Genomic DNA, 25,172 nt, shown 5'->3' on the forward strand with positions numbered 1-25,172 from the left:
TTTTTAATCCGTTAATGCTAAACTTTATATATCTTAAATTAGATAAATATTAAAGTATAATAATTATTTTACCTTATATTTCATTAGAATATTAAATTAAAATATTATTATTTTAGATGTATTAATAGAGGTTAAAACTTGTTTAAATTAGATGAAAATTTAATAGCTGAATTTAAAAAACCATTAGGTAAATTGTATGTTGAGTTTGAAGATGCAATTCCTATGATTAAAGAAGCTAATTTTTTAATCTCTGTTGGTGATCAAACTACTAAAAATCTTCTTGATAATGATTTAATTCCTGATTTAGGAATTATTGATAATCGTATTCAACGTGAAGATCATAATCATGATATTATTCCTACAGAAAACATTTTAGAAGCAGATAATCCTGCAGGCACTATTACTAAGAATCTATGGGAAACCATAGAATCAGCTATTTCTTTAACTTTAGATGATAATAAAAATCGTATTATTGTAGTTAAAGGGGAAGAAGATCTTGCAGTTCTTCCATGCTTATTAGTTGCACCTGAAGATGCAGTTATTTTATATGGTCAACCTAATGAAGGTTTGGTCTTTGTTAATGTTTCTGAAGGTAAAAGCAAAGCTACTAGATTAATGACCTATTTTAATGAAGAATAGTTATGGTTTTACTGATAGTTTTGTATTTATATTAGTTTAAATTTGTATTTTTTAATAATTTAAATTCAAACCCTAAAAAGAGGTTTTATGATGGATATTGAAATTTTTGAAAAGAAAGAAAACGTTTTATTTGATAGAACTGAAGTTAAATTTTACTGTTTATATGAAGGAGAACCAACTCCTAAAATTTTAGATGTTAAAAGTAAATTAATCACCTTACTTGACACTAAAAAAGAGTTAATCGTTGTAGATAATCTTCAGCCAGGATATGGTGAACCTAAAGCTGTAGGCTATGCAAAAGTATATGGTAGAGAATCATCTTTATTAGATGTAGAAAAACCAAGTATTATTGCTAAAAACAAAGAACAAGAAGCTCCTGCTGAAGAAGATGATGAAGCGGAAGAATAAATAGGATGATTTAGGAGGATATTAATATGACTGATAAAAAAGGCTTATATAGTGTAGATGGAGACAAAATCGTAAGAAAAAATCCTTTCTGTCCTCGTTGTTCTGAAGGTGTATTTATGGCTGACCATGGTGATAGATACGCTTGTGGTAAATGTGGATACACTGAAATGAAAACTAAAGAATAATTTTATTCTTTTCTTTTTACTTTTTTTATTTATTTTTAATTTAATAAGATATTTTTACTAATTTTCAAACTAATTTTCTATTTTAACTATTTTTAATTACTTAGCTATTCTTAATTATTTAACTATTTTTAATTACTTAGCTATTCTTAATTATTTTATAATGCATTGATTTACTATTTTTAACTATTTTAAGAATTTTTTTATTTTAATCCTATTTTTAGATATTTATATAAATTATTAAAACTAAACCTTAATAATATATAATAATCATATCTTATAAAAATTTAAAATGATAATGATTAACTCTTTAAAAATTATTTTATGAATTATTAAATTTACTTGAGTTGATATTTTGAAAATTAGAACTGGAAGACTTGAAAAAGAAATGACTGATGAAGCTACAGTATACACATCTTCATTAGAATTTGATAGATTTATTTTTGATGCTGATATTCAATGTAATTATGCTCATACTTCAATGCTTAAAGCACAAGGCATTATTGATGAAGATATTGCTGATAAAATCCTTGATGCTTTAGATAAACTAAATGATGAAGGGTTTGATGCTCTTGAATTTGACCATTCTGTTGAAGATGTTCACATGGCTGTTGAAAATTATGTAACTAAGCTTGTTGGTCCACAAGCAGGATTTATGCACACAGCTAAATCAAGAAATGATCAAGTTGCAACAGATATAAGGCTTCTTTTAAGGGATAGAATTAGAGAAATTCAAATAGGGATTTTAGAATTTATTGAAGGGATTTTAGAACTTGCAAAAGAACATAAAGAAACTGTGATGATTGGTTATACTCACTTACAACATGCTCAACCAATTACTTTAGCTCATCATTTAATGGCCTATGCACAATCTTTAAAAAGAGACTATCAAAGATTAGATGATACCTATAAAAGAGTTAATTTAAATCCACTTGGATCTGCAGCTATGGCAACTACAAGTTTTCCAATAGATAGAGAATTAACTACAGAATTATTAGGTTTTGATGATTATTTAGAAAACTCTATGGATGGAGTATCATCAAGAGACTTTATTGCTGAGGCGGTTTTTGATTTAACTGCTCTTTGTACTACTTTATCAAAAATCTGTGAAGAATTGGTTCTTTGGAGTACTTATGAGTTTGGAATTGTTACAATGGCTGATGAATACTCTTCTACCTCATCTATTATGCCTCAAAAGAAAAATCCGGATGTTGCAGAAGTAGCTCGTTCTAAATGTGCAATTGTTAATGGAGAGCTTGTAACTATTTTAACTATCTTAAAAGCTATTCCATATACTTATAATAGGGATTTACAAGAAATTACTCCACATTTATGGAATGCTTGTGATGTTAGCTATGATAGTTTGAAAATTACAAATCATATGCTTTTAACTGTTAAATTTAACACCGATAGATGCTTAGAATTAGCTGGAGCTAATTTTGCTACAGCTACTGATTTAGCAGATATTATTGTAAGGGAGAGAAAAATACCATTTAGAACAGCTCATAAAATCGTAGGAAGAATTGTAAATGAAGCAGTAGCAGAAGGTATTGATTCTAGTGAAATAAATGGCGAATATCTAGATGATGTAGCAGAAGAACTTGGATTTGAAAGATTAGGATTAGATGATGATTTGATTAATAAGGCTTTAAATCCAATTGAAAATGTGAAAATTAGAAATGTGCCAGGAGGACCTTCTCCAGAGATGGTTCAATTAGCTATTGACAATATGAACATATTTTTAGATGATGAATTTGAAAAACAAGGAATTTAAATTGTTTTCTATTCAATTTATTTTATTTTTTAAATAATTTTATAACTATTGTTAAATTCTGATGATAAACATTATTTTTTTAAACTTTCTGATGATGAGGATACTTAGTTTTTAGTGGTGAAAAGATGGTTTATGATGTAAATGCTCTTTTAAATCATATAAATAGAATTAGAAAAGAAATTGGGCATGAAGAAGTTCAAATTGAAATTAAGGAAGTTCTTTTTGATAGAGATACTAATGAGATGTGGATAATAACTAATGATAGACCAGATAAATCAGCTATTATTGGAAAAGGTGGATGGGTAGTTGGTAGATTAAGAGAAGAGTTAAATATTAATAGTATTCATGTTGAAAGTTATTCTGATTTCTTACAAAAAGAATATAGGATGAATCTTTCTTTAAGCAAATTAAATTCATTTGTTAAAAATAATGAATTAGATTATGATTCTTTTTTAGCATTAAATAATTTAATAGATATTTTAAAAATTAAATTAGAAAATTTATATTCCTTTAATTTTTATAAATACTTTAAAGATTTAGATGATAGCCCTTATAATTATTTTGAAGCAGAAAAACCAACAGCAGTTGTAGCATTATCTGGTGGGGTAGATAGTAGTTTTTCACTTATTTTAGCTAAAAAATTAGGCTTTAATCCAATAGCTGTTACAGTAGATCCTGGAACAATTGTAGTTCCAAAACAATTTAAATATAATATTGATAAATTAACTAAAGATTTAGATGTTAAACATGAATATATTGAGGTAGATTATGGGGAATTGATTTCTGAGTCACTTGCAGGAAGATTCCACCCTTGTGGTAGATGTTCAAAAATTATTGAAGAAACTGTATATAGTTATGCTATAGAAAATAATATTCCAATAGTTATTTTTGGAGATATGCTTGCTACTGGTAGCCAGTGTATAACAGAACAAATTTTTAATATTGATGAAATTGATGAAAATGAAAATAATGACATTATTGATGTAGATGGTGAGATAGAAAGGCATAAGATTATTAGGCTCAATTTACCTGCTTCACTATCCCTTTCAAAATTAGAAAATAAATCTTTAACTAGTCATTATAATTTAAACAAATTTAAAGGATTTGGATGTCCCTTTTTATATGAAGTTCATAATAAGTTTCCCCATATGAAAAAATACTCAATACAAAGAATTTTAAGAGAAACTCGTTCTGGTGTATTAGAACCAGGAGAAGCATTAGATTTGATTTGGAGTTTTTTTTAATAGTAATTTATAGTATGAATTATATAATTTTTAGTTTTTTAATACTGATTTAGAATGGGAATTATATAATTTTAGTTTTCGAGGTGATGATATGAAAAGACATATTTGTCCACGTTGTGGTTCAAGTAATATTGATTGGATTATTCCACAAGTTTGGTCTAGATGGGTTTGTAAAGATTGTTCTTATACTGGACCTGCTATTGAAGCGGATGATGATTTAGCTGATGAAATTATAGCGGATTGGGAAGAGAATAAAGATAAATATCTGGAAGAGGAAAATACTAGAGCTGAACAAATATTATCTGGTGAAGATGAAATTTTAGATGAAGAAATGGAAATTGAAGAAGAAGATGAACTAAGTGAAGAAGAACTTGATAAAAAATTAAGAGAGTTAAATTTATAAATTTTTTATATTTTTTTATTTTTTATTCAAGCTTTTAAATTTTTTTATATTTTTTTTATTTAAACCTTTTAAAAAATTTTAAAAAAATATTCAAATATAATCATTAAATTTTATATAGTTTGTTATACATATTAATAATCAAATACATTAAATTGGTTTTATTTAAAATTTAATTTTTATATAAACTTACAAAAATATAAAGAGGTGATATTATGCCTAGTTTTTTAAATTTACGTGGAACTAATAATGACTCTAAAGATCCTAGATTAATAAGGGAAGGGATTAAATTAGGGGTTAATTATAAAAGATTTAGTAAAGAGCCTGTTTTAGGTAAAAATATTTTACTCAGATCTAATACTATCATCTATAATGATGTAATCATTGGAGATGATTTTAGAACTGGACATAATGTTGTTGTAAGAGATCATACTAAAATTGGGGATGATGTATTAATAGGCACAAATACTGTTATTGAAGGAGGGTGTGTAATTGGAAATAATGTAAGTATCCAATCTAATGTATACATTCCAAGAAACAGTATTATTGAGGATAATGTATTTGTTGGTCCTTGTGCTTGTTTTACAAATGATAGATATCCTGTTAGAGTTGAATATGAGTTAAAAGGTCCTCAATTAAGAAAAGGATGTTCTGTTGGTGGAAATACAACATTTTTATCCAATATTGAAGTTGGTGAAGGAGCTATTGTAGCTGCAGGTGCAGTTGTAACTCGTAGTGTACCTTCTTATTACTTAGCTATTGGTACTCCAGCTAAAATTAAACCATTACCTACTTCTTTAAGAGTTCCAAACATGATATAGATTGGATTTTAATATTTTATTTTTCTATTTTCTAGATTTTTATTTTTCTATTTTTTTTATTTTTATTTTTCTATTTTTTTCATTTTGTATATTTTTTTATTTTTTAGATTTTTATTTTTCTATTGCTTATTATTTAATTAGCTTACTTTCTATTTTTTTATAGTATTTAATTATTATTTTACTTTGTTTTCCTTAATTTATCCTTTAATTTTCTTTTTTTAACCTCAAAGATTATATATGATAAATAATATATAATTTAATATTATATTTAATAATATTATGTTTAACAATATTTATTCTAAAATATTTAAAATAATTTATTTTTTAAGATTAAATGATTTAATTTTTATTTTTAATTATTATTTTTAATTTTAATCTTTAATTTTTAATCATAATCTTTTATTTTATAGTTTTAAATATTTTAAAATAATTATATGATAATTATATGAATATATTATTTAATTTAATCAAATTTATTTAAATGGAGTTTTTATGATGATAGTAAAAGATTGGTGTTCCTATTGTGGATGTTGTGCAGGAGTCTGTGTAAGGAACTGCATTGAAGTAAAAGAAACTGCTTTAGTTTTTGATGAAAACTGTAATAACTGCGGATTTTGTGTTGATGCTTGTCCTTTAGCAGCATTGGAAATGGAAGAATAGATTTATTAGGTATGATTATTATGATTAAAACTGATGTATTAGTTATTGGCGCAGGACCTGCTGGTTCTACTGCTGCTAGATTTGCAGCAAAAGGTGGAGCAAAAGTAATTCTTATAGATAAAAAATCTGAAATTGGTGCTCCTAAAAGATGTGCAGAAGGTGTTTCTAAAAAAACTTTTGATATTTTAGAACTTGAAGCAGACCCTCATTGGATTACTAGGGAAATTGAAGGTGTAAGATTAGTTGCTCCTGATGGAACTGATGTATGGCTTACTAATGATGTGGTTGAATTACCAGAAGCAGGTTATATCTTAGAGAGAAAAGTCTTTGATAAGCATTTAGCTATGGAAGCTGGTAGAGAAGGAGTGGAAATTAGAATTAAAACCCAAGCTAAATCTCTTAAAAAAGAAGATGATGGATCTTACACTGTTAGTTTTGAATCTATGGGTGAAGTTTATGATATTAATACAAAAATCCTTATTGGTGCAGATGGTCCTGAAAGTCATGTAGCTAAATGGGCTGGATTAAAAGCATACACAAAACCTAAACACATGGAATCTGGTGCACAATTTGAAATGTGTAATGCTAAAATGGAAAGAAGTGACGTACTTGAGTTCTATTTTGGTACTGTAGCTCCTGGTGGTTACTTCTGGTTGTTCCCTAAGGGTGATGATATTGTAAATGCAGGTTTAGCTATCATTCCTGAAATGGCTGATAAATCTGCTTATGAATACTTAGTTGATGCTGTAAATGATTGCTATGCAACAAAAGATGCTCAACCAGTTGAATTAAATGTTGGTGGAGACCCTGTTGGTGGACTTGTAAGAGAAATGTATGGAGACAATATCTTACTTTGTGGAGATGCAGCAAGTCAAGTTAACCCATTAACTGGTGGAGGAATCACTAGTGGTATTACTGGTGGTAAATATGCTGGTCAAGTAGCTGCTGAGGCTATTAAAGCTGGGGACTGCTCTAAAAAATTCCTTAAAAAGTATGATGAATTAGTTAGAGATGATATGGGTCATGATATGGACAAATATGCTAAAGTTTGTAACTACTTATGGACTTTAGATGATGATGAATTAAACAGTATTGCTCATGCTTTCCAAGATATAGAATTTACTAAAATCAGCACTACAGAGCTTGTTAAAGCATTAATTAAAGTTCAACCAAAAGCAGCTTTAAAATTACGTAAAATGTTCTTATAAGCTAGCTTTTTTGACCTTTAGTCAAAAGATCTAGAAAAAAATTTTTATAATTGTTTTCTAGACTTTATTTTTATTTTTCTTATTTTTTCAGACTTCTATTTTTTTATTATATTATTAATTATTTTACCTTTTTCTATTATTTTTCTTTTATTTTTATTAAAATAATATAAAAAGTTAAATATGGTTTAAAATATACTATTTAATAATATAAATTTTAAACATATAATATATATTAAATATTTTTGAAATTTAGATAGGAAATTTAGGTAGTTAAAATATATTTATATTTAAAAAATTAAAATTTATAAATTAATTAAGAAATTAGAATTTATAAATTAATTAAGAAATTAGAATTTATAAATTAATTAAGAAATTAAAATTTATAAATTAAAACATTAAAGATTTATAAATAAAGATTTATAAATAAATTAAAGATTTAATAATTAAACAACTAACCATTCGTGATATTATGATTTTAGTTACTGGTGGAGCGGGGTATATAGGTTCCCATATTAATAAATTACTTAATAATTCAGGTTATGAAACAATTGTTTTAGATAATTTATCCAAAGGCCATAAATCTGCTGTAAAATGGGGTAAATTAGTTAATGCAGATTTAAGTGATACTGAGAAATTAAGAAAAATCTTTCAAAATAATGAAATAGAAGCGGTTATGCATTTTGCAGCTTTTTCTTCTGTTGCAGAATCTGTTGAAGAGCCTGAAAAATACTTTAAAAATAACTATGAAAATACTTTAAATTTATTGAAGGTGATGAAAGAATTTAGAGTGGGAAAATTCATCTTTTCATCAACAGCCGCTTTATATGGTATTCCAAATTTTATTCCTATAGGTGAAAATAATGAATTAAAACCAATTAATCCATATGGTGAATCAAAATTAATGGTTGAAAATTTATTAAGAGATGAATCTGATTTTGGTGGTTTAAAGTATGTCTCTCTTAGATATTTCAATGCTGCAGGTGCTGATTTAGACTGTGAAATTGGTGAAGATCATAATCCTGAATCTCATTTAATTCCTTTAGTATTAGATGCAGCTATTGGTAGAAGAAATAGCATATCTATTTTTGGGGATGATTATAATACACCTGATGGAACTTGTATTAGAGATTATATTCATGTAAATGATTTAGCTAATGCTCATTTAAAAGCATTACAATATTTAGAAGATCCATTTAATGATAGCGATATTTTTAATTTGGGCAATGGTAGTGGATTTTCAGTAAAAGAAGTTATAGATACTTGTAAAAAAGTTACAGGTGTTGATTTTAAGGTAAAAGTTGAAGGAAGACGTCCTGGCGATCCGGATATATTAATAGCTGATTCTAAAAAAGCAGAAGAGATTTTAAAATGGAAACCAGAAATTACAGAATTAGAAGATATAGTTGAATCTGCTTGGAAATGGCATAAAAAGATTCATCTTTAATGGTTTTATCTTTTTATAGCTTTAAAAAATATTTTCAATATTTAAAAATATTAAATTCAAGATTTTTTTTTTAATGCTTTAGAAGTTGAAGGTGTTTAAATGAATGATAATTTTGAAGAAAATGATTATGGCTTTAATAACTTTAAAGATAATAGTGATGACATCTCAAATGAATTAAATGCTAGTGAATCTAAATTAGTTGACATTAGAATTATTTTAACAGGTATAGATTATTTGGAATTTTTATCTAAAGCAGTAAGCAATTTTGATTTATCTAATTTTAATGTAAAGATTTCTTCAATAATTCCGACTAAGGATATTGAAACATCCAAAAATACGATTATTGGTGCAGATTTAGTTTTAATTGCCACTGAACCTAATGCTGAAGGTCATAAGTTATATCAAAACCTTAAAAAATCTTTAAAAACAGAGTTTAATTTTATTGAATATTTAAAACTCCCTTCATTTGATGAATTAGATGATTATGAATATGATGATTATAACAATGATAATCTTTTTGAAGATGAAATAGCTAATTCTATTATTCGCGGAGGTTTATATAGTATATCTAATTTGTCTTCAATCAACCACTCAAAAAGAAAATATCATGATTTAAAAAAAGATTTTGATGAAGAATTATTAAAGTCTGATAAAATAACTAAAGAAAATGAATTTTTAATTAAGGAATCTAAATCATTTAGAGAGAGAAATGAAAAATTATTTGAAGAACTTAAAGTACTTCAAAGAGAGTTAGATAAAATCAAATCGGATTATTCTGATTTAAAATCTAGATTTGAAGGTATTCATAGTAAAAATTCATTAGAAGTCTTTTCTTTAAATGATTTATGGTATGATTTATTTGGAGAGTATTTGTCTGAAGAGATTTATAAGTTTATTTTAATAAGTACTGATAACTTCAGACCTAAAAATCTTATGATAGGTCAGGGAGCTATTTGTGCACAATCAAAAGAAGATGCTTTAGATTGGTTAAAGATTATAAAAACTGCATTTATCTTATCTGATACAAATAAACAAGATTTAGATTACAATAATTTTAATAGTAATTTTAAATTTGATGATATTGAAGAGTTTGGTATGAGTCCTGCTTATGAAGAATCTAAAAGCTTTGATAATTTAGATTTTGCTGAATCAAGAACTTCTAATGATTCTATTTTTAAAAAATCAATTTTTGAAAATGATGTCAACATCAAAAAAGAAGATGTGTTTAATTCTCAAGTAGAAGATGATTTTATTTATAATGCAAGATTCGAAGGAAATTCAAGAAGAGAAAATAATTTTATAAATGAAAAGTTTGTTGATGAAGAAGATTTCATTGATGGGAAGTCAAATGAAATAAATTCAGATGAAATAAATAATAATAAAGAAAAAATCAATGTTTTCAATCTTAAATCAATTAAATCAATAGAAGATGAAGAAGATAATGATAATTCTAATTTTGATGAAGAGATAAGTGGCCATAATGCTGATAATGAAGATTACGACTATGATGAAGAGGATAGTGATGAAGGTGAGGATGAAGAAATTTATTCAGCATTTTCAAATCTTTGGGATTAATTAATAATTTTTAAATCTCATTATTCTTTGTTCTTTTTTATTCTTTTTTATAGCTTTTTAGTTTTTTTATCATTTATTTTTTATAGTTTTTTAGTTTATAGTGTTTTAGTTTTTTTATTAAGATTTTTTAAAATTTTTATCAAAAAGATTTATTATAAATATTAGAAAATTTATAAGTATTTATATGATATACTTTTTAACTTAATTAATTTTATTTAGGTACTTTAATGGTATATTTATAAATTTATATTAATTAAAGAATTTTTCATGTCTTAATAGGGTAATGGAGATTATATATTGAAAGATAAGTGTGGTATTATTGGAATACATTCTAAAGATGCTTCAAAGGATGTTTCTCATTTAATTTATTATGGTTTATATGCTTTACAGCATAGAGGACAAGAATCTGCAGGAATAGCTACTCATAATATTAATTATGGCTTAAATTATCATTGTGGAATGGGTTTAGTAACTGATGTTTTTAATAATGCTTTAATTAAAAGTTTAGCTGGAAATGTAGGTATTGGTCATGTAAGATATTCTACTACTGGTGAATCAAAATTAGAAAGTTCACAACCATTCTACACAGAATTAGATGATGGTTTTATAGCTATTGCTCATAATGGAGATATTGTTAACTCAGGTTATTTAAGAAAGGATTTAAATAAAAAAGGTTATGAATTTAGGTCTGATACTGATTCTGAAGTTGTTTGTTATTTAATTAAAGAAGAGGCTAAAAATGAAACTGATATTCTTAAAGTAATTGATTCTGTTTCTCAAAAATTAATTGGTTCCTATTCTTTAGTTATTTTAATTAATGATGAGCTTTATGTCTTAAGGGATCCCATGGCTATGAAACCTCTAGTTTTAGGTCAAACTGATAATCACTTTGTAGTTGCATCTGAATCAGTTGCATTTGATGTTATGAATGCTCAGTTTATCCGTGATTTAGAACCTGGTGAGTTGATCTTCTTTAAAGACAATAGAATCAATTCATATATTCTACCTTCTGCAAAGGACTCTAAATTAGCACACTGTATGTTTGAATATGTTTACTTTGCACGTCCGGATAGTGTAATAGACAAGCAAAGCGTATACAATGCAAGACTTAGAATTGGTGAAGCATTATTTAAAGAATTTCCTATTGATGCAGATTTAGTTTTACCAGTTCCAGATTCATCTATTCCTGCAGCTATTGGCTATGCAAGATCTTCAGGTATCCCTTATGGTGAAGGTTTAATTAAGAATAGGTATGTTGGAAGAACTTTTATTATGCCTACTCAAGCAGAGCGTGAAATTGCTGTAAAACTTAAGGTAAATCCATTAAAACATGAATTAAAAGGAAAAACTGTTGTTGTAATTGATGATAGTATTGTTAGAGGCACTACTTCCGAATCTTTAGTTAAAATTCTTAAAGCAGCAGGTGTTAAAGAGGTACATATGTTAATTGGCTGTCCTCCAGTAAGGGCTCCTTGTTTCTATGGTGTTGCAATGGCAACTAAAGATGAACTAATTGCAGCTAATATGGAAATTGAAGATATTAGGAAGCACTTAGGTGCTGAAACTTTAGGATATATCAGTATTGAATCTCTTATTGAAGCTATTGGTATTGAAGGTGAAAAATTATGTTTAGGATGTTTAAATGAAGAGTATCCTACTGAGATACCTGAGGATTTAGAAGCAGAATCCTATTATGATTATTATAAATCTTTAACTGATGCAGCACAGGAAGATGATTAATTTCATCTTGTTTTTATTTTATAACTTTTTTTAAATTAAATTATTTTTCTTAATTTTAAAATTAATAATATTTTATTATTTGAGTGTGTTTTTATGGTAGAATTATTAGCTCCTGCAGGAAATTTTATTTCATTAACTAGTGCATTAAAAAATGGTGCAGATGCAGTTTATATTGGTCTTGAAGAGGCTAATATGAGAATTAATGCAAGTAATTTTTCGCTTGAAGATATAAAAAAAGCAAGTGAAATAACAAAAGAATATGGAGCTAAATTATATGTCTGTACAAATACAATAATGAAGGATAAAGATATTGAAAGACTTAAAGAACAATTACCTTATATTAAAGAATATGGTGCAGATGGTATTATTTTATCAGATATTTCATTAATAGATTTAGCAATTGAAAATGGTCTTGAAGCCCATATTAGTGTTCAAGAAAATACTAGCAATTTTTATGCTTTAAAAACATTAGAGAAATTAGGTGCTAAAAGAGCTATCTTATCAAGAGAATTGTCTTTAGAAGAAATAAAAGAGATTATTCAAAAACTAAAAGAAAACTCCACTATTGAAACTGAAGTTTTTATTCATGGTGCAATGTGTATGGCTATATCTGGGAGATGTTTTTTAAGTTATGCTCTTTATGGTAGAAGTGCTAATTGTGGAGATTGCTTACAACCATGTAGAAAAGAATGGAAATTAAGTTTTGAAGAGGATGAAAATGATGATGTAATCAATACTTCTGAATCTGAAGATGAATCTTTTATAATCTCTCATTCCTATGATGGATCTTATAGAACAAATTTCTTCTCTCCAAAGGATATGGCTTTAATAGAACATATTCCAGAACTTATTGAAGCAGGAATTGACTCGTTTAAAATAGAAGGAAGAGCAAGGTCTCCTGATTATGTAGCTATGGCAGTTAAAGTTTATAGGGAGGCTATTGATTTATATCAAAAAGACCCAAAGAGCTATCAATATAATCCAAAATGGATGGAAAACTTGATGAAAGTATTCAATAGAGGTTATGATACTGGTTTTTATTTTAATATTCCTCATGAGATTAGTGAAAATAATCAATCAAAATTTATTAAAAAAGATATTGCTAAAGTTGTTAATTATTATAATAAAATTAAAGTTGCAGAACTTAAAATATGGGATGATTTAGCAGTTGGTGATGAGATTATGATTCAAGGACCAAGTACTGGTTCTATCACTCATTTCATTGATTCTATGCAAATTGATGGAAAAGCTATTGAAAAAGCAGAAAAGGGTTCTAATGTAGCAATAGCTATTGATGAGAAATTAAGGGAAAGTGATTTTGTCTATAAGTTGATTCCTCGCGGGTAATTCTTTGGTGTTGTTTATTGATTAGTTTTTTTGTGGGTAATTCTTTGGTGTTGTTTATTGATTGGTTTCTTGAATAATTTGGTGTAATAATGAAAAGACAGAAGAAAATAGCTATTTATGGAAAAGGTGGTATTGGTAAAAGTACTACAGTAGCTAATATTGCAGTAGCTTATAGTGAAGATGATAAAAAAGTTATGGTAATCGGTTGTGATCCGAAGGCTGATACTACCAGAACATTATGTGGTAAAAGAATTCCTACAATTGTAAATACTTTAAAAGATAATAAAAAGCCAGAAATTTCTGATCTGGTTTTTGAAGGCTTTAATCAAATTAAATGTGTTGAAAGTGGAGGTCCTGAACCTGGAGTAGGTTGTGCAGGACGTGGCGTTATCGTTGCTATGAAACGTTTAGAGAATTTAAATGTTTTTGATGAAGAGTTTGATGTAATTCTTTATGATGTTTTAGGTGATGTAGTTTGTGGAGGTTTTTCTGTACCTCTTAGAGAAGATTATGCTGATGAAGTATTTATTGTATCTTCTGGGGAATATATGTCTTTATATGCTGCAAATAATATATCTAAAGGAATTAAAAAATTAAAAGGAAATCTTGGTGGAATTATTTGTAATTGTAAAGGTATTGAAAATGAAGAAGAAATAGTCAATGCTTTTGCAGAGGAAATTGGAACTCATGTAATTGGACTTATTGGAAGAAGTAATTTAATTCAAAGAAGTGAATTAGATGCTAAAACTGTAGTTGAATATGCTGCAGACTCAAAAGAGGCAGAAGATTATAGAAAATTAGCAAGTGATATTTTTACTAATGATAATTATTCAACTCCTGAACCAATGGAAGATGAAGCTTTTGAAAACTTCTTTAAATCATTTATTGATTAATTGATTTATTTTTTTCTTTTATTTTTCACCTATTATTTTATTTCTCACCTATTATTTTATTTTTCATCTATTATTTTATTATTTTTATATTAATTCTTTTTTATAGTAATTTAAATCATAATATTCAATATTTAGCTCATTATATGCATTTTTTACAGAGTTTAGTGTATCTCTTTTTCTTTTAAAATAAATTAAATGTGATTTACAATTACAGTCAGAACATCCAAACTTTGGAACTTCTTCACCATTTTTAGCTATTTTATTCGCTAAATCACATTCAATCTTTTTATTTGAGATATTAAATAGAATGTCTCTTATGGTGCTATTTTGGCTTTTCAATAAATAATCAATATGCCAATGCATTTTTTTATCATCAGATAGGTGTCTATTTATTCTTGAGATGAGTGAATTCATTGCTGAACCTATGTAAACATAGTATCCTTTCTTAAATTTATAGTCTTGATATAGATGTCCTATTTTAAGTTTCTCACTTTTTTTCATAGATATTATTAAACAGTAGCAACCTCTCATAATTCAACAACTTTTTTATTTTTATTTAAAATTATAGTTTATTATTTTTATTTAATTAATTGTATGGCTTTCTGTGTTTGTGATTTTGTGTTTTTTGTATATTTGTTTTTTTATTTAATAAAAAGCAGATATTTAAAATAATTTAGTTTGTATTGTTTTTTCATTAATTATAAAACTTTCTTGATTCATTTCTTTAATTTCATCACTTTCTTTTATATCCCCTATTAAAAGAGGTGATTTTGGATTGTGAAGTTTTAAGTTTCTTTTAACTAAATTTTTATTTGCATTTGCATAACAATATAAACATCCGTGATTACAAGTGTTATATTCACCTATATCATTGTTTAAAAGGCAATAGCATTGTCCATTTCTTGCTTTTTCTTTAGGAATATTTAGCTTTTTATTAATTACTCTTTCTATTACTTCTTTTGTCATACAACCTCTTGAATCAATACCGAATTTTTCTAATTCAGTTCCTTCAACACATGTTTTTACTTTTATATTATTTTCATTTCCTATTTTAGCAAATTCCTTTCCTATTTCTAGGCGTTCCTCTCTATTTACTGTATTTACATTTGGAAAGTTACGTTTGGTTTTTTCATATAAATCAATAAAACTTATTATAACTTCAGTTGTGTAATTAGATAAAGATCTTGCAATATGGTTAAAAGTCTCTATGTGATTATCTAATGTGTATTTTTCATTGATAAAAATAGGATCATATCTCCAAGATACTTTTTCTTTACCTAATTTCTCTGAAAGATATTTAAAACTTTCTATAACTTCATTAACTGGTGGAACATTAGGTTCTACTTCTCTTTCATAGGGGGTGATTGTTATATGCCAGTATTGATTAAATTTAGATATTTTATCAAGACTTTTAAACATTGGCTTTGGGTTTTTTGTACAAAAAATTATACAGTCAATTAGTTCAGCTTTTAGTTTATATGAATAAATTTGATGTTTTCCATAGGGATTTCTTACATAAAGGAATCCTTCATCTATTCTATTATAGAACCATTCACTAAAAAATCCAGGAATATCTGTTATTAAGCCAGTATTTAAAATCATATTATTTCTCCTTTTTCTATTTGTATATATGATAAAATCTTGATTATGGAATTTAAATATTTATTTAAATTATTTATTAGATTATTTATTAAATTATTTATTTAAATTATTTATTAAATTAGCTATTAATATATTCTTTTTTTAAAAATATTTTTATAAAATAATTTTCAAAAGATTTATTATGAATTTTAAAATTAGAGCAAAGGGACATAAAAATGTAATATCAAAACATAAATCTACATTTGAAATAACTAAAGATAAAGACCTTAGTTTATCTGGTGATTGTATAATTGGTTTAGATATAGATAAATCTATGGATGATTTTCCAGAAGAATTTAAAAAGAAATTAGCTAATGATAATACAAAAGTTATAGTAGAATTAGTTACTCCTAATGCATCAGATAAAATAGAAGGTTTTGGGCATAATGATTTAAGCCTTTCTCATCCAACAGATATAGTTTGTAGAAAAAGTACATTTGTATGTTCTAGAACTTTAATGATTAAATCTAATAAAGGAGCTATTGATTTAAACAGAGATTTAATAAATGATTTAGCTAATGGTGAATCTATGGATGTAAATATTAAACTTATTTAATTTAAACCCTTTTATTTCATTTTGTAGTAAGATTTAAATAAGATAATAAAGAAACTATATATTACTGTATTGTTTATATGGTATATTAATTTATTATTTCTATCTTAGTTATTTTAATGCAGGGGTGGTCGAGCGGTCAAAGGCGCTAGGTTGAGGGCCTAGTGGGTTAGTCCCTTCGCGGGTTCGATTCCCGTCCCCTGCACTTTTTATAAATCTATTTTTCGTTTACTAATCTTTTAATTTTTTTAATTGTTTTTTATTTATTTTTTTAAATATCTTCCTAAGCCCTATTTTTTCATCAAATTTATATATTCTTATTAATAAACTAGTATTATAATAAAGTAATAATTTATTAATTTAGATTTTTAAAAATATTTTAATTATTAATTTTTTTTAAATTAATTTAAATTAGTGGAAATAATAAATTATATTTATTTGAGGTGTAATAATGAAAGCAGTTATTCCAGCAGCAGGTTTAGGAACAAGGTTTTTACCTTCAACTAAGGCTCAACCAAAAGAAATGTTACCTGTTTATGATAAACCTACTATTCAGTATGTAATTGAAGAGTCTGTTAATTCTGGTGTAGATGATATATTAATTGTCACTGGTAAAGGAAAAAGGTCAATTGAAGATCATTTTGATAGATCTTTTGAATTAGAACACCATTTAAGAACAAAAGGAAAGGAAGACTTTTTAAAAGAAATTGAATACATTTCTGAATTAGCAGATATTCATTTTATCAGACAAAAAAAGCAAAAAGGTCTTGGTGATGCGATTTATTGTGCAAAAAAACATGTTGGAAATGATCCATTTGTAGTGATGTTAGGAGACACCATTACTAAAGATACAGTTCCATGTACAAAACAATTGATTGACAGTTATGAAAAATTTGGTAAGTCTGTAATTGCTTTAGAAAAAGTTCCAGATGAAAAAGTTGAAAGATATGGTATTATTGGTGGAGAGGAAATTGAAGATTCAATCTATAAAATTGATAAATTAGTTGAAAAACCACCTCTTAGTGTGGCGCCAAGTAATTTAGCTATTATGGGCAGATATGTTCTCACTCCTGATATTTTTGATCATATAGAAAATATAGAACCTGGATACGGTGGAGAGATTCAATTAACTGATGCATTATCTAAACTTGATGAAATATATGGGCAAATATTTAGAGGTGAATCTTTTGATATTGGTAATCGTATTGACTGGTTAAAAACTTCTTTAAAATTTGCTTTAGAAGATGAAGAAGCAAGAGATGTTATCTTAGAATTTATTCATGGTGATTTGATATAATAATTTTAGATTTAAATATTATTTAGCTTCTTGATTTAAAGTTTATGATTAATTATTTCATTTTATGGATTTTTATAAGTTTTTTGTGATTAGATGATTAATAAAGAAAGTCCTAAAGAAGAAATAGAAGAGTTAAAAATACAACTTTCTAATTATAGGAAAGAGAACAGTATTCTTAAAGAAAGATGCAAATCCTATGAAGATAGAATTGAACATTTTGCCATTGAAAGAGAAAAACTTTCAAGAGATATTATGAGATTTGAGTCCTTAGAATTAGAAATTAGACAATATGATATAGAAGAATTAGCTCTTGAAATGAAAAAGTTAAATCATAGAATTGATATTTTAAGGAGATATCTTAAAACTGAAAGGGAAGATAATGAAAAATTAAATGGATTAATTGATAAGCTAACTAAAGAATTAAATGATGCTAATTATGAAATTGCTAAATTAGAAACTGAATTTAAGAAATTAAGAATTCGTAAAAATCAAAGAACTTTTTTCTTAGAAAATCGTTTAGATATAGCATATACTAAATTAGCTCAATTAAAATACACTTTAAATGAATATGAAGAATTGGGATTTTTTGATAGAATTCGAGGTAAAAAACCTAAAAGTTATGATGAAATTGATATTTAATTTTTAATATTTGCTTTTAATATTTTCTAGTATTTTTAATTTTTAATATTTGCTTTTAATATTTTTTAGTATTTTTAATTTTAATACTTTAGAGTATTTTTAATTTTTATTTGATTCAAGGTGTTATTTATGGAAACTCAAAGAATTATGGTTACTGGTGGAAGTGGATTTATAGGTACTAATCTTGTTAATGAACTTAGAACTAGAGGGCATGAAGTTTTGTCTGTTGATTTATTACATCATGAAGATGAGGCTGATTTATATTCTGATTCTTACTCTGACTATGTAAGGGGAGATATTCGTAATTATCGTCAAATGGAAAGAATTTTTGATGATAATGATAGATTTGATTATGTTTATAATTTAGCTGCAGAATATGGTAGATGGAATGGTGAAGGTTACTATGAAAATCTTTGGGAAACTAATGTTATTGGTTTAAAAAATATGATTCGCCTTCAAGAAAAATTAGATTTTAGGATGATTTCCTTTTCATCTGCTGAAGTTTATGGTGATTATGAAGGAATTATGACTGAAGATGTAATGGAAAACAGACCAATAAAAGACACTTATCAAATGAATGATTATGCTATTTCTAAATGGGCTGGAGAATTAATGTGTATGAACTCTGCTACAATGTTTGGAACTGAAACTGTAAGAGTCCGTCCTGTAAATTGTTATGGTCCTCATGAAGCTTACTCTCCATACAAAGGATTCATTCCTATTTTTATTTATAAGGCACTTCATGGATTACCTTATTCTGTTCATAAAGGCCATAAAAGAATTATTGATTATGTAGAAGATACTGCAAATACTTTTGCAAATATTGTAGATAATTTTATTTCTGGTGAAGTGTATAATGTTGGAAGTAAACAAGAATGGGAAATGACTATTGAAGAATACTCTGATTTAGTTTTAGAGGCAGTAGGTGTTGATGATTCTTTAGTAACTTATACTCCTGCTGAAGAATTTACTACTAAAGTTAAAACTATTGATTTTTCAAAAGCTATTCAGGATTTAAAACATAATCCAAAAGTTTCTCCTAAAGAAGGAATTAAGAGAACTGTAGAATGGATGAAATGGTATTATAGAATTGAAGATTAATTTTTAATTTTCATTTTATTTCTAGATTTTTTCCTGTATTTTTTTAACAACATTTATTTTTAAGTGATAAAATGCTAAATTCAATTGCTATTATTCCAACATATAATGAAGAGGTAGCTATTGGTTCTATTGTTCTTAGAACTCTCCAATATGTAGATAAAGTTCTTATAGTAAATGATGGTAGTGATGATAAAACTGAAGAGGTAGCTAAATTAGCTGGTGCTGAAGTAATTAATCATGCTAAGAATTTAGGTAAAGGTGAAGCTTTAAAATCTGCTTTTCAAGCAATAGGTGATGCTTATATTATAGTTACTATAGATGGTGATGGTCAACATAATCCTGATGAAATTCCTAATTTAATTAAACCTATTCTTGAAGATGGTGCTGATTTAGTTAATGGTAGTAGGTATATGAATGGACCTGAGGAAAATACTCCTGCTTATAGGAGAGTAGGTCAACAAGTTCTGGATGCTGCTACAAATATCTCTGCAGGAATTAAAATTACAGATTCTCAAAGTGGCTTTAGAGCATTTTCTAATAAAGCAAAAGATTGTTTCAGATTTAAAGATACTGGTTTTGGTATTGAAAGTGAAATGCTTGTAGATGCTGCAGAGGCAGGTTTAAAAATAGTTGAAGTGCCTATCACTGTTCGTTATGATGTTGATGGTTCTACTAAAGATCCTATAACTCATGGAGTTGGTGTTTTACTAAAAATTACTAAAGATAAAGTACTTAGAATTTTAAAAAAATAGTTCTTTTATTTTTTTTCTAAAAAGTTCTTTTTATTCTTTTTTTAAATAGTTCTTTTTATTCTTTTTTAAAATGGTTTTTTATTTTATTATAAAAATTTAATTTCTACTTTTTATATAATTTAATAATTTTTTTTTTAAAAATAAATTTTAGCTATTATTATATTAATATCTAATAATTAGAATCGTTGTGGTTTTAACTTTTTAGTTTTTTCTTTACTTGCATTTTTTGCAGCTTCTTCATATTTGTCACAAATAGAATTCACTTCACCCATGTCTATAACTTTTCCTTTATCAATCCAAATAGCTTTATCACAAATAGTTCTAATTTCCTTTATAGAATGTGAAACAAGTAAAACTGTTGTATTAGACTCCATTAATGAGTGGAGTTTCTCTTTACTTTTTTTTCTAAAATTAATGTCTCCTACTCCAAGAACTTCATCAAGAATTAAAATATCTGGATTAACCATAGTAGCTATTGAAAATCCAAGTTTTGATAACATACCAGATGAATAGTTTTTAACTGGAAGATTAATAAATTCACTAAGTTCAGAAAATTCAAGGATTTCATCATATTTTGACCTTAAAAATTCTTCATCATATCCTAGAATAGCACCATTTAAAAAAACATTTTCTCTTCCAGAATAGTTTTTATCAAATCCTGCTCCTAATGATAAAAGAGGTGCAATATTTCCATTAACTATTAATTCTCCTTCATCAGGAGTGTAAACCCCAGAAATAATTTTTAGTAAAGTACTTTTTCCAGCACCATTAAAACCTATAATTCCTACTTTTTCCCCTTTATAAATTTTAAATGATACATCATTTGTAGCTTTAAAAATAGTTTTTTTTTCTTTAGTTCTATTTAATGTTCTAATAACATACTCTTTTAAGTTATCTATTTTGTCATTACCGATTTTAAAACTTAAAGAAACATTTTTTAATTCAATTGCTATATTATTTTCTTCTTTATTTTCTAAAAGTTTTTCTTCTTTCTTAGGTGAGATAATATTACGGAATAGATTAATAATTTTAGCAATAATATTTTCTTCATTTTCTTGTTTATTATTCATATTATCTCTCCTAGAATTTTAACTATTGTGATAAGTATTTTGACATTTATTTTTTTATTCTAATTTTAAAAATATATTTTAGATACTTCTTTTTTAAATTTAATATTAAATAATGCTTTTATAATTCTAAAACAATTTTATCTTTTATAATTCTAAAGTAATTTTATCTTGATATTTCTTGAATATAAATATTCCTATAAAGAATATTATGATGGAAAATATAAATGTAGTTATCATTATTCTATTTGATGGGAATCTTCCAAACATTATAAATTCTCTAAATTGTGCAATAATACCATAAATAGGATTAAGCTCCATATAACCCCTTAAAGGTTGTGGAACTATAGTCATTGGGTAGAATATTGCACATGCATATGTTAATAAACTTGTAAAAATTTTGTATAAATATTCAATATCAGTAAATTTAGTACAAACAATAGCTAAGAGTAGCCCAACACCAATAACCAATATAAATAATATTATTATAGGAATTATTGCAAATACTGACATAGTGTGGAAGGGAGATCTTGTTACAATCATAATTGCTATCATAACTATTAAAGACATAAAGAAATTAAGAAATTCTGAGCAGACACTACCTAAAGCAAATATATATCTTGGAACATAAATCTTTTGTAAAATTCCTCTATTACTTTTAATGGAAGTCATAGCTGCCTTTGTTCCTGCATTAAAAAAGTCAAGTATGCAACGGCCAGCCATAAAGTAAACTGGAAAATTTTCAATATCTCTTGCAAAAAATGTTGAAAATATTGCAGTTAAAATAGCCATGGTTATTAAAGGATTTAAAAAACTCCAAAGAATTCCTAATACAGAATCTTTGTATTTAGAAGTAAAATTCTTTTTAATCAATTGTTTAAGCAAGAAATTTTCACTCGTTCCTTTTTTTAAAAACTCCAATGTCATTTTTTTACCTTAGTTAATTAGATTATTTAAAATTTTTTAGATAGAATTTTCTATTAAGTTTATAATAACAAAAAATCTAAAATATTAAATTATTATTATTTAAATTGTTTATATATAAATATATATTTAAATTTATTTATTTAACATTATTAATATATTATTTTTAGTTTTAATAGTTTTCTATAATTTAACCTACAAAATAATCTAAAATAATATTTTGATAAAAAAACTTTTATTGTAATTATTTTAATAAGTAATCTTTAATACTATAAATTATATTTGTTATTATCAATAAATTCCTATTATTTAATATTTAAACTGATATGATAGGTCATGGTGGATTTAATCAAGAATTATGAACTTGGTCTTATCTTAGTTCATTAGCATTAGATACTCTGGATTTTTTAAGTAATTCTTTAATATGGATAAGGAAAATAAGTTAGATGGCTTGTGGGATTCATTAAATTGCTAAATTGAATCATATTAATGAGTTAATAGAAAATTTTACCATGGTTTATTAATTATTTATAAGATTAAATTATATTAATAATGACAAACAAAATTATAGTAAAAAGTATAAAATTTAAAATTATATTATTTTGATTATATTTTAAAAATTAAGGAGAGATATGATGAAATTTGAAGATTTAATAGCAAAATGCCCAAAATGTGGTTCTACTGATAAAACTGCTCATAGAAGATTTATTGATAATCATCATGCACATGCTGAACTAAAAGAATTTAAATGTGATAATTGCGGATATGTTTTTGAAACTGGTAAAGATTATGAAGATTCAGAAGAAAAAACAATTAAAAAAGATATTATCACTGAATTAAATAAAAAACTCTAATTTATTTTCTTTTTAAATCAATTTTGTTTAGAATGGTTGAATTGTTGTAAATCTTGTTTTGTTTGGAGTGATAAAATGACTTTTCATGTAATGATTATACCTACTTTAGGATGTCCATCAAATTGTGCTTATTGTTGGGGTTCTGAAGAAAATGCAGAATTAATGGATATTGACGTAATTAATCAAATTGTTAAATGGTTAGCTAATTTTAGGGATGAACCTGTGCATTTCACTTTCCATGGTGGTGAACCTTTACTTGCTGGTTATGAATTTTACAAAAAAGCACTTCCATTACTTAATGATGCTACTACTCATGAAACTGAAGGTTTTTCATTACAAAGTAATTTATGGCTTTTAGATGAAGATATGGCTAAATTATTCTCTAAATATAATGTTGCTGTAAGTACAAGTATTGATGGCCCTAAAGAAATAAATGATTATCAAAGGGGAGAAGGTTATTTTGATAAAACAACGAAAGCTGTTAAATTAGCTAGTGATAATGATATAGATATCAATTTTGTTTGTACTTTTACTTCATACTCTAAAGATTTCTCAGATGAGATTTATGATTTCTTTAAGAAAAATGGTTTAAACTTAAAAATACATGCTGCTTTACCTTCATTACGTGGGGATAATGCAGATTTATGGGCTCTTCCTCAAGAAGAACATGGAAAATTATTAATTAATTGGTTAGATAAATATTTGTATGATTTAGATAAGTTTGCTATTATGGATTTGGACCATATTGCAAAAAGCAGTCTTAGAAGGGTAGGTACTCTTTGTACATTTAATGATTGTATGGGAACTACTTTAGCTGTAGGACATGATGGTTCTATTTATCCTTGTTACCGTTTTGTGGGTATGGATGAATATATAATGGGTAATGTTTATGATGAACCTTCTATGGAGGATTTGGAGAAATCTAAAGCATGGGATAAGCTAATGGAGTTTAAAGATTTTGTTGATGAGGATTGTGCAGATTGTAAATTTATTAAATTCTGCAGAGGTGGATGTCCTTATAATGGAATTGTAGCTACTCAATCTCCAAGAGCAGTTGACCCTCAATGTGAAGCTTATAAAATGATCTTTGCTGAAGTTTCTAGAAGAGCTAATGAAGACTTTAAGAAAAATGCATTAGCTGCATTTGGAGGAGCTCCAAAACTAAGAAAAGAAGGAGATCCTTTCTCAATTATGGATTTAATGACTAAAATGTAATTATTTTATTTTTAATTGTTTTTAATCATTTTTTATTATTTTTAGTTTTATTATTTTCTCTAGTTTTTTTAATCAATTTACTCTTTTTATTTATAGATAACTATTAATAATATGTAAATTAAATAAATAGTTATATTATATTTTATTTGCATTTCTTTTTAGATTTGTAATGATTAGATATAATTTAATTATAAAAATACATTTATTGAAAAAATTTTATTTAAATTTATATATTTTAGAGGCATGTTATGTTTATTAAAATTAGGAGAGATACTTTAATAATTTTACTACTCGCTTTTATCTTAATTGTTTGTGGTAGATTAATAATTTATGTAGCATATGCATCCTCTGCTGAAGTCGCTGAAGGAGTACCTATTGCAGGTATTATTGTTAAAGGAAATGATATTGTTCCTATTGACAGTATTCGTTATAATGTTGAAAATTCTGGTTTAAGAGAAGGTAGTTATATTGATGGAGATATTCTTAGAACATCAATAAGGGAACTGCCTGTGACTGAGGCCGAGGTTAATGCAGAGAAATTCGTTAGAAGATCAACAATTCCAGGTACTAAAATTGCTCCTATTGCAGGAGCTGATGTTACTGTAAATAAACAAACTGGTATTGTTACTGTTACAGTTATTGAAGATTTCTCAACTATTAATATTACAGGAAATAGTACTACTTCTTCTGATAATTCTAATCTTGGTAAATCAACAAGTGTTTATAATTACAGTATTGCTGGATAGGAGGTTAAAATTTGGATAAAAAAATTAATATAATAATTGGTTTGGTAT

At 26.1% G+C, this 25,172-nt stretch carries 26 protein-coding genes and 1 tRNA gene; 23 read left to right on the forward strand and 4 right to left on the reverse strand.

Annotation, left to right across the window (positions count from 1 at the left end):
• Positions 1–138: 138 nt before the first annotated feature.
• The 14 genes from BM020_RS03470 to cfbC all read left to right on the forward strand — a co-directional run bounded on the left by BM020_RS03470 (position 139) and on the right by cfbC (position 14,335).
• Positions 139–639, forward strand: a complete 501-nt coding sequence (locus tag BM020_RS03470) for a GTP-dependent dephospho-CoA kinase family protein (protein WP_074798221.1) — start codon at positions 139–141, stop codon at positions 637–639.
• A gap of 90 nt (positions 640–729) precedes the next feature.
• The gene (locus BM020_RS03475) at positions 730–1,047 is read left to right on the forward strand and encodes a 30S ribosomal protein S24e (protein ID WP_067149039.1); all 318 of its coding nucleotides are present in this window, start codon (positions 730–732) and stop codon (positions 1,045–1,047) included.
• A gap of 26 nt (positions 1,048–1,073) precedes the next feature.
• Positions 1,074–1,232, forward strand: a complete 159-nt coding sequence (locus BM020_RS03480) for a 30S ribosomal protein S27ae (protein ID WP_067146854.1) — start codon at positions 1,074–1,076, stop codon at positions 1,230–1,232.
• Positions 1,233–1,584: 352 nt separating this feature from the next.
• Positions 1,585–3,003, forward strand: coding sequence for an argininosuccinate lyase (gene argH / locus BM020_RS03485; protein WP_074798223.1), 1,419 nt, complete (start codon positions 1,585–1,587; stop codon positions 3,001–3,003).
• 125 nt (positions 3,004–3,128) lie between these two features.
• A complete protein-coding gene (locus BM020_RS03490; RefSeq protein ID WP_074798225.1) occupies positions 3,129–4,247 on the forward strand; it encodes a 7-cyano-7-deazaguanine synthase in 1,119 nt (372 codons plus the stop codon).
• A 91-nt stretch (positions 4,248–4,338) separates the two neighbouring features.
• Positions 4,339–4,650, forward strand: a complete 312-nt coding sequence (locus BM020_RS03495; RefSeq protein ID WP_067146849.1) for a hypothetical protein — start codon at positions 4,339–4,341, stop codon at positions 4,648–4,650.
• A 212-nt stretch (positions 4,651–4,862) separates the two neighbouring features.
• On the forward strand, positions 4,863–5,468 hold the full coding sequence (locus tag BM020_RS03500; protein ID WP_067146847.1) for an acyltransferase: 606 nt from the start codon (positions 4,863–4,865) through the stop codon (positions 5,466–5,468).
• A 495-nt stretch (positions 5,469–5,963) separates the two neighbouring features.
• The gene (locus BM020_RS03505) at positions 5,964–6,128 is read left to right on the forward strand and encodes a 4Fe-4S binding protein (protein ID WP_067149036.1); all 165 of its coding nucleotides are present in this window, start codon (positions 5,964–5,966) and stop codon (positions 6,126–6,128) included.
• Between the two features lie 20 nt (positions 6,129–6,148).
• Complete coding sequence (locus BM020_RS03510; protein ID WP_067149033.1) at positions 6,149–7,336, forward strand: NAD(P)/FAD-dependent oxidoreductase; 1,188 nt, start codon at positions 6,149–6,151, stop codon at positions 7,334–7,336.
• Between the two features lie 469 nt (positions 7,337–7,805).
• Entirely contained in the window at positions 7,806–8,780 is a 975-nt protein-coding gene (gene galE / locus BM020_RS03515; RefSeq protein WP_067146845.1) for a UDP-glucose 4-epimerase GalE, read from the forward strand.
• A gap of 99 nt (positions 8,781–8,879) precedes the next feature.
• Positions 8,880–10,355 carry a hypothetical protein gene (locus BM020_RS03520; RefSeq protein ID WP_067146842.1) on the forward strand — a complete coding sequence of 492 codons (1,476 nt, stop codon included), beginning with the start codon at positions 8,880–8,882 and terminating at the stop codon, positions 10,353–10,355.
• Positions 10,356–10,652: 297 nt separating this feature from the next.
• Entirely contained in the window at positions 10,653–12,095 is a 1,443-nt protein-coding gene (gene purF, locus BM020_RS03525; RefSeq protein WP_067146841.1) for an amidophosphoribosyltransferase, read from the forward strand.
• Positions 12,096–12,188: 93 nt separating this feature from the next.
• Complete coding sequence (locus tag BM020_RS03530) at positions 12,189–13,442, forward strand: peptidase U32 family protein (RefSeq protein WP_067146839.1); 1,254 nt, start codon at positions 12,189–12,191, stop codon at positions 13,440–13,442.
• 89 nt (positions 13,443–13,531) lie between these two features.
• A complete protein-coding gene (gene cfbC, locus BM020_RS03535) occupies positions 13,532–14,335 on the forward strand; it encodes a Ni-sirohydrochlorin a,c-diamide reductive cyclase ATP-dependent reductase subunit (protein ID WP_067146837.1) in 804 nt (267 codons plus the stop codon).
• Between the two features lie 84 nt (positions 14,336–14,419).
• Here cfbC and BM020_RS03540 read toward each other — a convergent pair whose 3' ends face one another.
• Together BM020_RS03540 and BM020_RS03545 are read right to left on the reverse strand one after the other, a co-directional pair.
• Positions 14,420–14,866, reverse strand: a complete 447-nt coding sequence (locus tag BM020_RS03540) for a GIY-YIG nuclease family protein (protein WP_067146835.1) — start codon at positions 14,864–14,866, stop codon at positions 14,420–14,422.
• Between the two features lie 132 nt (positions 14,867–14,998).
• Positions 14,999–15,937, reverse strand: a complete 939-nt coding sequence (locus BM020_RS03545) for a DUF1848 domain-containing protein (protein ID WP_074798228.1) — start codon at positions 15,935–15,937, stop codon at positions 14,999–15,001.
• A 181-nt stretch (positions 15,938–16,118) separates the two neighbouring features.
• Here BM020_RS03545 and BM020_RS03550 point away from each other — a divergent pair, with 181 nt between their 5' ends.
• The 6 genes from BM020_RS03550 (at position 16,119) to BM020_RS03575 (ending at position 20,318) form a co-directional block, all read left to right on the forward strand.
• Positions 16,119–16,532 (forward strand): DUF371 domain-containing protein, encoded by a 414-nt coding sequence (locus BM020_RS03550; RefSeq protein WP_067146831.1) that lies wholly within the window; start codon positions 16,119–16,121, stop codon positions 16,530–16,532.
• A 118-nt stretch (positions 16,533–16,650) separates the two neighbouring features.
• Positions 16,651–16,734: transfer RNA gene (locus BM020_RS03555), tRNA-Leu, on the forward strand.
• Between the two features lie 246 nt (positions 16,735–16,980).
• Positions 16,981–17,826 carry a UTP--glucose-1-phosphate uridylyltransferase GalU gene (galU, locus tag BM020_RS03560; protein WP_067146829.1) on the forward strand — a complete coding sequence of 282 codons (846 nt, stop codon included), beginning with the start codon at positions 16,981–16,983 and terminating at the stop codon, positions 17,824–17,826.
• Positions 17,827–17,919: 93 nt separating this feature from the next.
• Positions 17,920–18,465 carry a hypothetical protein gene (locus BM020_RS03565; RefSeq protein ID WP_067146827.1) on the forward strand — a complete coding sequence of 182 codons (546 nt, stop codon included), beginning with the start codon at positions 17,920–17,922 and terminating at the stop codon, positions 18,463–18,465.
• A 129-nt stretch (positions 18,466–18,594) separates the two neighbouring features.
• Entirely contained in the window at positions 18,595–19,566 is a 972-nt protein-coding gene (locus BM020_RS03570) for an NAD-dependent epimerase/dehydratase family protein (RefSeq protein WP_067146825.1), read from the forward strand.
• 71 nt (positions 19,567–19,637) lie between these two features.
• The gene (locus BM020_RS03575) at positions 19,638–20,318 is read left to right on the forward strand and encodes a glycosyltransferase family 2 protein (protein ID WP_067146823.1); all 681 of its coding nucleotides are present in this window, start codon (positions 19,638–19,640) and stop codon (positions 20,316–20,318) included.
• 176 nt (positions 20,319–20,494) lie between these two features.
• Here the strand turns inward: BM020_RS03575 and BM020_RS03580 are convergent, their stop codons facing one another.
• Positions 20,495–21,388 carry an ABC transporter ATP-binding protein gene (locus tag BM020_RS03580; protein ID WP_083405367.1) on the reverse strand — a complete coding sequence of 298 codons (894 nt, stop codon included), beginning with the start codon at positions 21,386–21,388 and terminating at the stop codon, positions 20,495–20,497.
• Between the two features lie 144 nt (positions 21,389–21,532).
• On the reverse strand, positions 21,533–22,312 hold the full coding sequence (locus tag BM020_RS03585; RefSeq protein ID WP_067146821.1) for an ABC transporter permease: 780 nt from the start codon (positions 22,310–22,312) through the stop codon (positions 21,533–21,535).
• A gap of 632 nt (positions 22,313–22,944) precedes the next feature.
• On the opposite strand from BM020_RS03585, the gene BM020_RS03590 reads away from it, so the two are divergent.
• The 3 genes from BM020_RS03590 (at position 22,945) to BM020_RS03600 (ending at position 25,124) form a co-directional block, all read left to right on the forward strand.
• Entirely contained in the window at positions 22,945–23,163 is a 219-nt protein-coding gene (locus tag BM020_RS03590; protein ID WP_067146819.1) for a TIGR04165 family Cys-rich peptide, read from the forward strand.
• Positions 23,164–23,238: 75 nt separating this feature from the next.
• Positions 23,239–24,378, forward strand: a complete 1,140-nt coding sequence (locus tag BM020_RS03595) for a TIGR04083 family peptide-modifying radical SAM enzyme (RefSeq protein ID WP_067146818.1) — start codon at positions 23,239–23,241, stop codon at positions 24,376–24,378.
• Between the two features lie 248 nt (positions 24,379–24,626).
• Positions 24,627–25,124, forward strand: a complete 498-nt coding sequence (locus tag BM020_RS03600) for an Mfer763 family protein (protein WP_067146817.1) — start codon at positions 24,627–24,629, stop codon at positions 25,122–25,124.
• The last annotated feature ends 48 nt before the right edge of the window (positions 25,125–25,172 follow it).

It is taken from the genome of Methanobrevibacter olleyae, assembly GCF_900114585.1.
GTDB lineage: Archaea > Methanobacteriota > Methanobacteria > Methanobacteriales > Methanobacteriaceae > Methanobrevibacter > Methanobrevibacter olleyae.